Origin of the sequence: Streptomyces sp. NPDC005263 (assembly GCF_042872365.1) — a bacterium.
GTDB lineage: Bacteria > Actinomycetota > Actinomycetes > Streptomycetales > Streptomycetaceae > Streptomyces.
The window spans coordinates 153,076-166,564 of sequence record NZ_JBIAKJ010000013.1 but is presented as its reverse complement, the minus strand read 5'-3'; the positions used below and the strand labels follow the sequence as shown (position 1 = coordinate 166,564).

The window sequence follows — 13,489 nt, the reverse complement described above, 5'->3', positions numbered from 1 at the left end:
CGGGGGTGTCCGTCCTCGGAACGTCGCGGAATCGGTTTGTTGGGGGGTGGGCGGTGTTGACGCGACAACCGCTGCGGGCGGACACCCCCGACCCGGCCCCTTCGCGCCGTGGGCGGGTGCGGCGACATGCTCCCTTCCGGCCGTGGGTGGGTGCGGGGGGACCGAACTGGTTATCCACAGGCACCCACATGGCAGGTTCTGGCCAGTAATCTCGGCGTTCATGGAGCAGAGGCATCTCGGCCGCACTGGCCTGCGTGTGTCCCGCATCGGGCTCGGCACCCTGACCTGGGGGCGGGACACCGATGAGCATGACGCCGCGGACCTCTTGAAGACCTTCTGGGAAGCCGGCGGGAGTCTTGTCGACACGGCGGATGTGTACGGCGACGGGGAGGCCGAGTATCTGCTCGGACGTCTCATAGAAGGCCTGGTGCCTCGTCGGGACCTGGTCATCTCCACGAAGGCCGGGAGCGTGCCGGATCCCGACCGTCGGTTCGACGGGTCGCGCGGGCATCTGCTCGCCGCGCTGGACGCCTCGCTGGCCCGGCTCGGCACGGACTACGTCGATGTGTGGCACATCCACGCCTTCGATCCGGACACGCCGTTGGAGGAGAGCCTCCAAGCGCTGGATCTGGCGGTCAGCAGCGGGCGGGCCCGGTATGTCGGGGTGTCGAACTTCTGTGGCTGGCAGCTCGCCAAGGCGGCGACGTGGCAGATGTCGGCGCCGGGCAGCCGGACCCGGCTGGCCAGTACGCAGTTGGAGTACTCGCTGCTCCAGCGCGGTGTCGAGCGGGAGGTGCTGCCCGCCGCGCTGGACCTCGGGATCGGCATGCTTCCTTCGTCGCCGCTCGGGCGTGGGGTGCTCACCGGCAAGTACCGGCACTCGACGCCGGCCGACTCGCGGGGCGCCTCGGAGCATCTGGCGCCGTTCGTCGCGCCGTATCTCGACGACACGGCGACCCGGATCGTGGACGCCGTGACGACGGCGGCGGACGGGCTCGCTGTGACGCCGCTCCAGGTGGCCCTCGCCTGGATCAGGGACCGGCCAGGAGTGGCCGCGCCGATCGTGGGCGCGCGCAACGCGCAGCAGCTCACGGCGGCGTTGTCAGTGGAGGCCCTTAGTCTTCCTGACGAGATCTGCCGGGCGCTCGACGATGTGTCGGCGCCCGTGCACCGCTATCCCGATCACGACTGGAGCACGCTGTGAGCACGGAGCCGGAGCCCGCTGAGGACCTGGAGGAGGGCGTCACGGGTAAGACACCGGATGCCGCGGACGCTGGTGAGGACGCGGGTCAGGTGTCGGAGGCCGCGGCCGAGCTCGCCGCTCAGCGGCTGGAGCGGGAGCGGATCGCGAAGCGGAAGGCCGAGAAGGCGCCGATCGCCGCCGGGACGAAGCTCAGTGGCACGGCCGCCGATCTGCTCGCGGCCGTGCGGGCCGTGGAGAGTGGTGAGAAGCCGGTGGTGACGGCCGCGGCGGTCGTCAAGGAGCCGGTGTCTCGTGGATACGTGCCGGAGCCGGAGGTGAAGCCGCAGGTCCGCTTGGAGGCTGCCGTTCCGGCGGCGGAAGTTGTTGAGGCCGTGCGGGGTGTGCTGGTCCAGGGGGGTGCGCCGGACGGGCTCGCGGGTCAGGTCGCCGCGGTGCTCGGCGAGGGCGCCGGTGAACGGCTGCGGGCGGACCCCTGGCAGTTGTTGCGGGTCGGCGGGGTGCGGCCCGAGCAGGCCGACGGGTTCGCGCGGGCGCTGCTGGGCGCGGAGTGCGGGCCGGACGACGAGCGGCGCGGGCGGGCCGTCACGGTGTGGCTGCTGGAGCAGGCCGCCCTGGCGGGGCACACCGTCCTGGAGATGCCCGCCCTGGTCGCGGCGCTCTCCCAGCGGGGCGTGCCGGATCCGGACGCGGCCATCCAGGAGACCCTCGCCGAGGGCGATGCCCTGGCCTTCCAGGACGCCCTGGAGGAGCCTGGAGTGTCCGCGCGGGGGGACGACGAGGAGGACGAGGAGGACGAGGAAGAGGAGCGGCCGGTTCGTGTCCTTGTGGGGCTGGAGCGGTACGCCCTCGCGGAGGAGAGCCTCGCCGACGGTCTGGCCCGGCTGATCAACTCCGTGCCGAAGAAGGACGGTTCGGACGGGGAGTGGGAACGGATCGCGGACTCGGCCGGCGGGTCCGCCGGAGAGCTGATCCGCGCGGTGGCCCGCCACGGGCTCGTGCTGCACACCGGCGGCGAGTCCTCGCTGGCCGAGCCCGCGGCGCTGCTGGGTGCTGCGGGGGAGCTCGGGCTGCGGGCCTGGGCCGCCGCCCACGGTCCGCTGGGGCGTGACCGGTTCGCGTCCCTGTCGGGCGGGGCGACGGAGCGGGAGGAGTCGTCCGGCGGCGGCTTGCCCGGTGTCGTGACGGTCGCGGGGCTGCTGTCCGGGGCCGAGGGGCCGGGACGGGATGCCGAGGGCGCGTTCGACCTCGATCTGCTCGTCGTCCTGGACGCGCCTCAGCTGGACGTCGAGACGGCGGCCCTGCTGTCCGAGTCGCTGCCGGACGGTGCCCGGCTGGTGCTGGCCGGGGATCCCGCGGTGCTGTGGTCCGTCGGTCCCGGGCGGGTGTTCGCGGACCTGCTGGCCGCCCGGGTCTGCCCGCAGGTCGCCTCGCGGCGGCCGGATCCCGGGCCGCTGGGCGAGCTGGTGTCCGGCATCGGCATTGGCGAGCTGAACCAGGTCGAGGCCCCTGGCAAGGAGGTCGTGATCGTGCCGGCGCGGGACGCGGGTGAGGCCGTGCACCGGACCGTGCAGCTCGTCGCGGACTCGGTGCCGCGGGCCATCGGCGTGCCCGCCGAGGACACCCAGGTGATCACGCCGGGCCACGGCGGTGCGGCGGGCACCCGCGCGCTGAACGTGGTTCTCAAGGAGCGGCTCAACCCGGGCCCGGGCCGCTTCGGCGGTTTCGACCCCGGCGACCGGATCGCCTACTCCCCCACGCCCGGGCGTACGTTGCCGGGCCACGTGGTCACGGCCGACGCCGACGGGCTGCATCTGTCGTGCGCCGGCGAGGCCGTCGTCGTACCGAGGGAGCGGGTCGAGCAGGATCTGCGGCACGGGTGGGCGCTGACCGCGCATCAGGCGGTAGGGGGCCGGTGGCCGGCGGTGGTCGTGGTGCTGCCAGGTGACGCGGCGCAGGCACTCAGCCGACCGTGGGTCTACACGGCGTTCGGGCGGGCGGAGCGGCATCTGTCCGTGGTGCACGGCGCGGAGCAGGCTCTGCCCCGGGCGGTCGCCGAGGTCCTCGCCAAGCCTCGTACGACTCGGTTGCCCGTTCTGCTGGCGCCGCAGGTGCCGGTGGCCGGCTGAGCACGACGGCAGCAGAACGGCGGCGGTCCTGGAGGTTCAGCCTCCGGGACCGCCGCCTTGGTTCTCAGACGTCGTCCTCGCCCGTGGGGGCGCTCAGCGGTCAGCGTCCAGGGGTTCCAGGTCCTCGTCCTCGTCCAGGTCCGCTTCGAGGTCGTCGGGTTCGTCGTCGATCTCGTCGTCGAAGACCGCGCTGACGTCGAAGCGGCAGACCACTCGCTGGGCGTCGGCCTGCTCGAACGGGGCCTCCAGCCACTCTCCGGGCTCGGGCGCTTCGTCGGCTGCCGTCACCCAGAGGGTGGAGTCGCCCTCCTCCAGGCCGAACTCCTTGTGCCGGGAAGCGATCTCGTCCGGTTCGAACTCGCCGAACAGCAGCCCCAGAGCTCCGTGGACCGTGCCGGAGGCCCCCGCGCCGTTGCCGGCCTCCTCGTCCGCCGCCTCGATCCGCTGGGCCTGCGCCAACAGCCGCTGCGGCTCCACGACGGCGTAGTCGCGGCGAATCAGCACACTGAGGGCGTTCGGTTCCTCGGGGCCCGTGTACGGCGGGAGCGAGTCGTCCGCTCCGGGGATCTCGAAGGGTGTGACCTCGTCGTATCGGTCGTAGAGCAGTTCGTCGTAGGTTTCGGCGGCCGCGGCCAGCTCGTTGAACGCCTCGTAGACGGCCGGGTCGTCCTCCCCCGACCTGCGTTCGACCGCGGCCAGGTGGCGGTCGAGCGCGGTCTTGACCGCCTCGGCGGCGGCTCGTACCTCGGCAGCGGTGGGCTGCGCAGCATCAGACATAGTGCAGACGCTATCCGTACCGGGCCCCAGCCCGCACAATAGATGCGATGCCGGAATACGAATTTGTCGACGTCTACGTACCGCGCGGGGTATCCCGCAAGGACGCCACACGTCTACTGACGGACCATGCCGAGTACGGTCACTGGGAGTTGGACCGCCTGAGCCTGATGCGCGACGGCAGCCGCAGGGTGCGGTTGCGGCGGAGGATCATCCGTCAGGTTCGCGCCACCTGGTGAGCTGAGGCGACGAAACGGTGCGGGCCCCACCTAGGCAGGGCCCGCTCCGTCGTGTGCAACGCCGGGGAGATCTCGCGGTGCTGGTATCCCTCCGCGCGGCTTGTGGGTCTAGGCCGCGGCTTGTGTGTCTACGCGGAGGCGCGGGCCTTCCGGTAGATCAGGGTGCCTGCCAGCAGCGCACCCGCGCCCATCGGCAGGACGAGGCCCATCGGCAGGTCGCTGCCGGTGTGCGCGAGCTGCGCGGTGCCGCCCGCCGACTGGGTCGCCACGAAGCGGGCTCCGGGCTGGTTGGCGTGCGAGGAGCCGACCTGCGTCCCGTCGTTCGGGGCGTGAGGGGTGTTCGGGTTGGTGTTCGGGTTTCCGGGGCGGCTGGGCTCCACCGGGCCGCCCGAGTCGCCCGGGTGACCGGGGTGACCCGGAGTGCCGGGGTGACCCGGAGTGCCCGGGTGGCCCGGAGTGCCGGGGTGACCCGGGTGCTCGGAACCGCTGGGCGGGGTCGTCCTGTCGCCGCCGCCCGGAGGCGTGCCCGGGTGTCCGCCGCCGACACCGTCGCCGTTCTCGCAGTCGGCGGCCGCGGTGGCGTTGCCGATCCCGATGAGGTCGACGGTGTTGCCGCAGACGTTCACCGGTGCGTCGATCGGCACCTCGACGTGATTGCCGGATCCGACGCCCGGCGAGCCACCGGTGTGACCGCCGGCGTGCGAGCCGCCGGACCCGTCATGACCGCCGTGGCCGCCATAGCCGCCGTGGCCGCCATAGCCGCCGCCGTTGCCGGAGTGACCGCCATGGCCTCCATGACCGGAGTGACCGCCATGGCTTCCGTAGCCGCCCGAGTCGTCGCCGTAACCGCCGGAATCGTCGCCGTAGCCGCCGGAGTCGTCGCCATAACCGCCCGAGTCGCCGCCGCCGGCCCGGACGTCGGTGTTGACGCACTTGTTGCCCATCGCCGGGTTGAGGAGCCCGACGACGTTGACCGTGTTGCCGCAGACGTTCACCGGCGCGTGCACCGGCGCCTGCACCGAGTTGCCCGACAGCACGCCGGGCGAGTCGACGCTCGACCCGCTCGCGCCCGAGCCGGCGTGCGCGGCACCGCCGGTGGCGGCGATCACACCGGTCGCGGCGGCCACGGTCATCAGGCCCTTGCGGGTGACCTGTCGCATTACTGAATCCCTGCCTTCGACATTGTCCCGGAATCTCGACGTTCAGAAAGAACGCATAACCGTGAGGAGCTGTTTATGGCCGGTCGGCCTCGGGGCGCAGGGCGTGCGCTCCGAGGCCGACCGGCTCAGCCCCTCACGAGGCGACGCACAACGTCACTTGTTGATGCAGGTGTTGCCGAACGCGGGGTTCAGCAGCCCGATCACGGAGACAGTGTTGCCACAGGCGTTCACCGGGACGTGGACCGGAACCTGGACCACGTTGCCGGACAGGACGCCCGGGGAGTGCACGGCGGCACCCTGGGCACCGGAGTCGGCAACGGCCATGCCCGCACCCGCGAGAACCAGACCACCGGTGACAGCGGCGGCAGTGAAGATGTTCTTGATCATTATTCCTCCTCGTTGGCAATGCGATCCCATGTAGCGGATCGCATCACCTGTAACGAGGAAGGAGTAATCGAGCTACGAGCTTATCGTCGCATTCACTCTTCTCAGTCGATTCCGTACGGGCGCCCGAATGCTGAAGTTTCGTTTCAGTGGGCGAATTCAGGACGCATCGATGAACCTGTCGAGCACTCGCACGCCGAACTTGAGCCCCTCCACCGGGACGCGCTCGTCGACTCCGTGGAACATGCCCGCGAAGTCCAGCTCGGGCGGCAGCTGGAGAGGTGCGAAGCCGAAGCCCCGGATGCCCAGGTCGTCGAAGGACTTGGCGTCCGTCCCGCCGGAGAGCATGTAGGGGACCGCCTGTGCCGTCGGGTCCTCGGCCAGCAGCGAGGACTGCATCGCCTCCACCAGCGCCCCGTCGAAGGTGGTCTCCAGAGCCTTGTCGGAGTGCACGTCCTCGCGTCGCACGTTCGGACCGAGGATGCGGTCCAGGTCGGCGAGGAACTCCTCCTCGTGCCCCGGCAGGAACCGTCCGTCGACGTGCGCGGTGGCTTCGCCCGGGATGACGTTGACCTTGTAACCGGCGCCCAGCTGGGTGGGGTTGGCCGTGTTGCTGAGGGTCGCGCCGATGAGCTTGGCGATGCCGCCGAGCCGGGCGAGGGTCGACTCCATGTCCTCCGGGTCGAGGGGGGTGCCGAGCGCGTCGCCGAGTTCGTCGAGGAAGGCCCGGGTGGTCTTGGTGACCCGCACCGGGAAGGTGTGCCGGCCGAGCCGGGCGACGGCCTCCGACAGTTCGGTGATGGCGTTGTCCCGGTGGATCATCGACCCGTGCCCGGCGGTGCCGGCCACGGTCAGCTTCATCCAGTGCATGCCCTTCTCGGCCGTCTGGATCAGATAGAGCCGCCGCTGCTCGCTCACGGTGAACGAGAACCCGCCGACCTCGCTGATCGCCTCGGTGACGCCGTCGAAGAGAGCGGGGTGGTTCTTGACGAGGTGCTTGGCGCCGTACGTGCCGCCCGCCTCCTCGTCGGCGAGGAAGGCGAGGACGATGTCGCGCGGGGGCCTGCGCCCGCTGCGCAGCCGGTCCCGGACGACCGCCAGGGTCATCGCGTCCATGTCCTTCATGTCGACCGCGCCGCGCCCCCACACGCACCCGTCCGCGATCTCGCCGGAGAAGGGGTGGTGGGTCCAGTCGTCGGCGTTGGCCGGTACGACGTCGGTGTGGCCGTGGATGAGCAGCGCGGGCCGGGACGAGTCCTCGCCCTCGATCCGGGCCACCGTCGAGGCGCGCCCCGGGTGCGATTCGAAGATCTCCGGTTCGAGCCCCACCTCGGCGAGCTTCTCGGCGACGTACTCGGCCGCCCTGCGTTCGCCGGGTCCCGAGTGGTCGCCGTAGTTGCTGGTGTCGATCTGGATCAGTTCGCGGCAGAGGTCCACGACCTCGTCCTCGCCGGTGACGCCCCTGGCGCTGTCCGTCTCGCTCACGCTGCTTCCTCCCGCACTGTCGCCGCTGGTGGTCCCTGTCATCCTCCCCCTCACCCCGGCCGCACCCCAAGGGCGCTCCCGGCCCGTCACACCCCGTTCACGCACGGAGGGGGTGCGCTCGGTGGGCCGGGGGGTGATCAGGGGCCTGTCGAAGCCTGGTAATGTTTTCTCTGTCGCCGCGGGGTCACCCCGCACGCGACAGACACCTTGTCCGGGTGGCGGAATGGCAGACGCGCTAGCTTGAGGTGCTAGTGCCCTTTATCGGGCGTGGGGGTTCAAGTCCCCCCTCGGACACAGACGTACTTCTGACGGAAGTACCTCCCGAAGACCCCTGTTGACCAGGGGTCTTCTGCTTTTTTGGGGGTCCGTCCGCGGTCCTGGTCCACGTCGCCGCTGGTGGGATCGCCGACGAGTGTGCGGGATCTCTCCTTCCGGTACGAACGTGCTGGTCATCGCCGTACGCAGGACTGCCGGGCCCCCTCGAACGGCCGCCCCGGGTGGCCGTTCCAAACGGCTGAACCTAACTTCGTACTAAAATTTCCGGCTTGTTACGTGAGCTGGACCGGACAACCCCAGGCAGACCTGCGGACCCGCCGGCGCCCCGGGCTTCCGGGAACGAGACGCGAGGACCCGATGGCAGCCACACACGAGAGCAGCGCTCTCGGTCTGCTCGACGAAGAGATCCGCGAACGGTTCGGCGACACAGCACGTTTTTCCGGGGGGCCGGCGGCCTCCCCGCGCACGCTCGTGGACGTCTTCGACGCTTCCGTACGGTCGTATCCGAACGAACTCGCCCTGGACGACGGCACGACGCAGCTCACCTACCGCGCACTGGCCGCGGAGGTGGAGAGACTGCGGCGGCGGCTGGCGCACGCCGGAGTGGGTCTCGGTGACCGCGTGGGGGTCCGGGTGCCGTCCGGGACCAATGACCTGTACGTGGCGATCCTCGCCGTGCTGGCCGCGGGTGCCGCCTATGTGCCCGTGGACGCGGAGGACCCGGACGAGCGGGCCGAATTGGTGTTCGGGGAGGCGGCGGTGCGGGCCGTCGTCGGGGGCGGGCACGAACTGACCGTGCACGGCCGGTCCGAGGCTCCCGCCGCGCGTCCCGGCATCGAGCACGACGCCTGGATCATCTTCACCTCGGGGTCCACCGGGAAGCCCAAGGGTGTCGCCGTCAGCCACCGCAGCGCCGCCGCATTCGTGGACGCCGAGGCCGCGCTGTTCCTCACGGAGGACCCGATCGGGCCCGGGGACCGGGTCATGGCCGGGTTGTCGGTCGCGTTCGACGCGTCCTGCGAGGAGATGTGGCTGGCATGGCGGTACGGGGCCTGTCTGGTGCCGGTGCCGCGTGCCCAGGTCAGGAGTGGAGCCGACCTCGGGCCCTGGCTGGTCGAGCAGGAGATCACCGTGGTGTCTACGGTGCCGACGCTGGCCGCGCTGTGGGAGCCGGAGACCCTCAACGACGTACGGCTGCTGATCTTCGGTGGTGAGGCGTGCCCGCCCGAGCTGACGCAGCGGGTGGTGACGGAGGGGCGCGAGGTGTGGAACACCTACGGGCCCACCGAGGCGACCGTGGTGGCCTGTGCCTCGCTGCTGAGCGGCGAGGAGCCGATCCGGATCGGGCTGCCGCTGGACGGCTGGGAGCTGGCGGTCGTCGACGACGCCGGGGAGCCGGTGCCGATGGGCGCCAGCGGTCAGCTGGTGATCGGCGGGGTCGGCCTCGCCCGGTACCTCGACGCCGACAAGGACGCGGAGAAGTACGCGCCGCTGGAGTCCCTGGGCTGGGAGCGGGCGTACCGCAGCGGTGACCTGGTCAAGGCGGAGCCCGAGGGACTGGTGTTCCTCGGGCGGGCCGACGAGCAGATCAAGCTCGGCGGGCGGCGCATCGAGCTCGGCGAGGTGGACGCGGCGCTGCAGGCGCTGCCCGGTGTCGCCGGGGCCGCCGCCGCCGTACGGACCGCCCGCAGCGGCAATCAGCTGCTGGTCGGGTATGTCGTCACCCAGGACGGCTGGGACCATGCGACGGCCGTCGAGAGGCTGCGCGCGGAGCTGCCCGCAGCCCTCGTGCCGCTGCTCGCGCCGGTCGCCGAGCTGCCGACCCGGACCAGCGGCAAGGTCGACCGGAACGCCCTGCCGTGGCCGCTGAAGGAGCTGGAGGGCAACGGTCCCGTCGAGCAGCTCTACGGCACCGAGGCCTGGCTGGCCGAGCAGTGGAGCGAGGTGCTCGGCATCCCCGTGACGAGCGCGCGGGACGACTTCTTCGCCATCGGCGGCGGCAGTCTCGCCGCGGCCCAGCTGACCACGCGGCTGCGCACCCGCTACCCGAGCGCCGCCGTCCTCGACATCTACCAGCAGCCGGTGCTGCGGAAGCTGGCCCGGCATCTGGAGGAATCGGCACAGGACGACGGTGCCACGCGGGTCGTCGCTCCGGTTCCGGTGCGCGCCCAGGTGGCCCAGCTCCTGCTGCTGCTCCCCCTGTTCACCGTGCTCGGGCTGCGCTGGACCGTCGTGCTTGCCGCGTTCGGGAACCTGCTGCCCGGGTACTCCTGGCTGCCGACCGGGCCGTGGTGGCTCGTCGGCGGCGGGGCACTGCTCCTCTTCAGCCCGCCGGGGCGGCTCGCGATCGCCGCGGGCGGGGCACGGCTGCTCCTCAAGGGGGTCAGGCCAGGGCGGTACGCGCGCGGTGGCAGCGTGCACCTGCGGTTGTGGGCCGCCGAACGGCTGGCCGAGTTCAGCGGGGCGACCTCGCTGACCGGGTCGTGGCTTGAGCGGTACGCGCGGGCGCTGGGCGCCAAGGTCGGACCGGAGGTGGATCTGCACTCGCTGCCGCCGGTCACCGGCATGCTCAAGCTGGGCCGGGGCGCTGCCGTGGAGTCCGAGGTGGACCTGTCCGGCTGGTGGCTGGACGGCGACCGGCTGGAGATCGGCCCGGTCAAGGTGGGCGCGCACGCCGTGGTCGGCACCCGCAGCATCCTCTTCCCCGGGGCCCGGGTGGGCAAGCGGGCCGAGGTGGCGCCGGGTTCCGCGGTCACCGCTCAGATTCCGACCGGGCAGCGGTGGGCGGGCGCCCCCGCGGTCAAGCTCGGCAAGGCCAAGCGGAACTGGCCCAAGGAGCGGCCGGCGCGGGGCACGTACTGGCGTGTGATGTACGGCCTGTCGGGCTTCGCGCTCAGTGCGCTGCCGGTGCTGGCGGGCGCGGCCGCGCTCCTGGTGGGCCGCTGGTTCGTGACGCCGGAGGTGACGGCCTCGGGTGTCGCGCTCGGCCTGGTGCCGGCGACCCTCGCCTTCGGGCTGGCGTACGCGCTGCTGCTCCTGGTCGCGGTACGGCTGCTCAGTCTGGGCCTGCGCGAGGGCACGCATCCCACGCACAGCCGGATCGGCTGGCAGGCGTGGACGGTCACCCAGCTGATGGACCGCTCGCGGGAGATGCTGTTCCCGCTGTACGCCGGGCTCATCACGCCGGTGTGGCTGCGGCTGCTGGGGATGCGGATCGGTCGGGGCGCCGAGGTGTCGACGGTGCTGGCGCTGCCCAGCCTGACGACGGTCGGTGAGGGCGCGTTCCTGGCCGACGACACGCTGACCGCGCCGTACGAGCTCGGTGGCGGCTGGATGCGGATCGGCCGGGCGGAGATCGGCCGGCGGGCCTTCCTCGGGAACTCGGGGATGACCGCGCCGGGACGGTCCGTGCCGGACGGCGGTCTTGTGGGGGTGCTGTCGGCCACGCCGAAGAAGGCGAAGAAGGGCAGCTCATACCTGGGCCTGCCGCCGATGAAGCTGCCGCGGGCGGCGTCCGGCGGCGACCAGAGCAGGACGTACGACCCGCCGGCCCGGCTGTTGTGGGCGCGTGGGCTGGTGGAGCTGTGCCGACTGGTGCCGGTGTTCTGCTCGGCGGCGCTGGCCGTGCTGACGGTGGCCGCGCTGTGCGCGCTCGGGTCGGCCGGCGCGCTGGGCGGGTGGGCGCCGCTGCTGTCGGGGCTGGTGCTGCTCGGGGCCGGGTTCGTGGCGGGCCTGGTGTCCGTGGTGGCCAAGTGGGTGCTGGTGGGGCGCCACCGCAGCGGGGAGCATCCGCTGTGGAGTTCCTTCGTGTGGCGCAACGAGCTGGCGGACACCTTCGTGGAGGTGCTGGCGGTGCCGTGGCTGGCGGGTTCGGTGCCCGGTACGCCGGTGCTGACGGCGTGGCTGCGTGGGCTGGGCGCCCGGATCGGCCGGGGTGTGTGGGTGGAGAGCTACTGGCTGCCCGAGACCGACCTGGTGACGCTCGAGGACGCGGCGACCGTGAACCGGGGCTGTGTGCTGCAGACGCACCTCTTCCACGACCGGATCTTGCGGACGGATACTGTGGTCCTCCGTGAGGGCGCCACCTTGGGCCCTGGCGGAATCGTCCTGCCCGGCAGCACGATCGGCGCCCGTACGACGCTGGGGCCGGCGTCGCTGGTGATGGCGGCGGAGTCCGTTCCGGACGACACCCGCTGGCTGGGCAACCCGATCGAGTCATGGCGTTCCTGAGCGCGGACCGGCCGGGGTCAGGCGCTGTCCGGCGGATCAGCGCGCGTGCAGGGCGGCGTCGGAGGAACGCCGGTGAGCGGTGGCGAACGCGCGTGCCGGCCCCCGTTCCTGCGGCATGATCTACCGGACAGGCTTTCCGTACGGCACACCGGCACCACGTCCGAGCACAGCGCAGGGAGCAGACGCAGCAGTGACCGTTCAGCAGTCAGTGGGTCCGGACCCGTACTTCCCGGCGAACGGCGATCCCCGCTACCGGGTGCACCGCTACGAACTCGCGCTGGACTACCGCCCGGCTCCCAACCGGCTGTCGGGGACCGCGCGGATCAACGCCATCGCGGGACGGTCGCCGCTGGCCGAGTTCCAGCTGAACCTGGCCGACTTCAAGATCGGCCGGGTCCGGGTGGACGGCCGGCAGCCGCACTACACGCACCGGGGCGGCAGGCTGCGGGTCCGTCCGGCCAAGCCCGTGCGGCCCGGCGCCGCCTTCACGGTGGAGGTGCACTGGTCGGGGAACCCCACGCCGGTGAACAGTCCCTGGGGCGGGCTCGGTTGGGAGGAGCTGGAGGACGGGGCGCTGGTGGCGAGCCAGCCGATCGGGGCGCCGTCCTGGTACCCGTGCAACGACCGGCCCGCCGACAAGGCGTCGTACCAGATCTCGGTGACGACTCCGTCGGCGTACGCGGTGGTGGCGGGCGGGCGGCTGCTGACCCGGACGACGAAGGCCTCGACGACCACCTGGGTGTACGAGCAGGCGGCGCCCACGTCCAGCTATCTGGTCGGACTGTCCATCGGCAAGTACCAGACGGTGCTGCTGGGCGATCCGGGGCCGGGCGGGGTGCCGCAGCACGGGCACATTCCGGCGCACCTGCTGCCGGAGTTCTCGCGGGACTTCGCGCGCCAGCCGCAGATGATGGACCTCTTCCAGGAGCTGTTCGGTCCGTACCCGTTCGACGAGTACGCGGTGGTGGTGACCGAGGAGGAGCTCGATGTCCCGGTCGAGGCGCAGGGGTTGTCGCTGTTCGGCGCCAACCATGTGGACGGGGCGCGGGGTTCGGAGCGGCTGGTGGCGCACGAGCTGGCGCACCAGTGGTTCGGCAACAGTGTGTCGATCGCCGACTGGCGGCACATCTGGCTGAACGAGGGGTTCGCCAAGTACGCCGAGTGGCTGTGGTCGGAGCGGTCGGGTGACCGTACGGCTCATCAACTCGCGGCGGCGGCCCACCGGTTGCTGTCCTCTCAGCCTCAGGACCTGCGGCTGGCCGATCCGGGGCGCAAGTCGATGTTCGACGACCGGCTCTACCAGCGGGGTGGGCTGGCCCTGCACGCGGTGCGGTGCGCGACCGGCGACGAGGCGTTCTTCCGGATCCTGCGCGGGTGGGCGACGCTGCACCGGGGCGGGGTGGTGAGCACGACGACGTTCACGGCGCACGCGGCCCGTTTCGCTCCGGAGCCGCTGGACGAGGTGTTCGAGGCGTGGGTGTACGGCACCGCGCTGCCGCCGTTGCCGGTGCCGGGCGCGCGGATACCGGCCCGTCCCACGCATCCGCCGACCAACACCGGGCCCGCGTAGGACGCCCCGGCGACGGGCCGGTGGCCGAGCGTGGTGGGGGC

9 protein-coding genes and 1 tRNA gene are annotated in these 13,489 nt (G+C 71.9%); 6 read left to right on the top strand and 4 right to left on the bottom strand.

Annotation, left to right across the window (positions count from 1 at the left end):
- Positions 1–220 precede the first annotated feature (220 nt).
- Positions 221–1,204, top strand: a complete 984-nt coding sequence (locus ACFYRY_RS39170) for an aldo/keto reductase (protein WP_389157102.1) — start codon at positions 221–223, stop codon at positions 1,202–1,204.
- Positions 1,201–3,330: a helix-hairpin-helix domain-containing protein gene (locus ACFYRY_RS39165; RefSeq protein ID WP_389157099.1), complete on the top strand. Its 2,130-nt coding sequence runs from the start codon at positions 1,201–1,203 to the stop codon at positions 3,328–3,330. The genes ACFYRY_RS39170 and ACFYRY_RS39165 overlap by 4 nt, the downstream gene beginning before the upstream one ends.
- A gap of 93 nt (positions 3,331–3,423) precedes the next feature.
- Here ACFYRY_RS39165 and ACFYRY_RS39160 read toward each other — a convergent pair whose 3' ends face one another.
- Positions 3,424–4,107 (bottom strand): hypothetical protein, encoded by a 684-nt coding sequence (locus ACFYRY_RS39160; protein WP_389157097.1) that lies wholly within the window; start codon positions 4,105–4,107, stop codon positions 3,424–3,426.
- Between the two features lie 47 nt (positions 4,108–4,154).
- Here ACFYRY_RS39160 and ACFYRY_RS39155 point away from each other — a divergent pair, with 47 nt between their 5' ends.
- Positions 4,155–4,343: a DUF5703 family protein gene (locus ACFYRY_RS39155; RefSeq protein WP_007380901.1), complete on the top strand. Its 189-nt coding sequence runs from the start codon at positions 4,155–4,157 to the stop codon at positions 4,341–4,343.
- 128 nt (positions 4,344–4,471) lie between these two features.
- Here the strand turns inward: ACFYRY_RS39155 and ACFYRY_RS39150 are convergent, their stop codons facing one another.
- From ACFYRY_RS39150 to ACFYRY_RS39140, 3 genes are all read right to left on the bottom strand, one after another.
- Positions 4,472–5,503, bottom strand: a complete 1,032-nt coding sequence (locus ACFYRY_RS39150; RefSeq protein ID WP_389157094.1) for a chaplin family protein — start codon at positions 5,501–5,503, stop codon at positions 4,472–4,474.
- Between the two features lie 153 nt (positions 5,504–5,656).
- Positions 5,657–5,890: a chaplin ChpH gene (chpH, locus tag ACFYRY_RS39145; protein WP_356772958.1), complete on the bottom strand. Its 234-nt coding sequence runs from the start codon at positions 5,888–5,890 to the stop codon at positions 5,657–5,659.
- Between the two features lie 156 nt (positions 5,891–6,046).
- The gene (locus ACFYRY_RS39140; RefSeq protein ID WP_389157091.1) at positions 6,047–7,372 is read right to left on the bottom strand and encodes a M20/M25/M40 family metallo-hydrolase; all 1,326 of its coding nucleotides are present in this window, start codon (positions 7,370–7,372) and stop codon (positions 6,047–6,049) included.
- A 209-nt stretch (positions 7,373–7,581) separates the two neighbouring features.
- Here ACFYRY_RS39140 and ACFYRY_RS39135 point away from each other — a divergent pair.
- From ACFYRY_RS39135 to ACFYRY_RS39125, 3 genes are all read left to right on the top strand, one after another.
- Positions 7,582–7,666: transfer RNA gene (locus tag ACFYRY_RS39135), tRNA-Leu, on the top strand.
- A gap of 339 nt (positions 7,667–8,005) precedes the next feature.
- Complete coding sequence (locus ACFYRY_RS39130) at positions 8,006–11,878, top strand: Pls/PosA family non-ribosomal peptide synthetase (protein ID WP_389157088.1); 3,873 nt, start codon at positions 8,006–8,008, stop codon at positions 11,876–11,878.
- A gap of 190 nt (positions 11,879–12,068) precedes the next feature.
- Positions 12,069–13,448 (top strand): M1 family metallopeptidase, encoded by a 1,380-nt coding sequence (locus ACFYRY_RS39125; RefSeq protein WP_389157085.1) that lies wholly within the window; start codon positions 12,069–12,071, stop codon positions 13,446–13,448.
- Positions 13,449–13,489 lie beyond the last annotated feature (41 nt).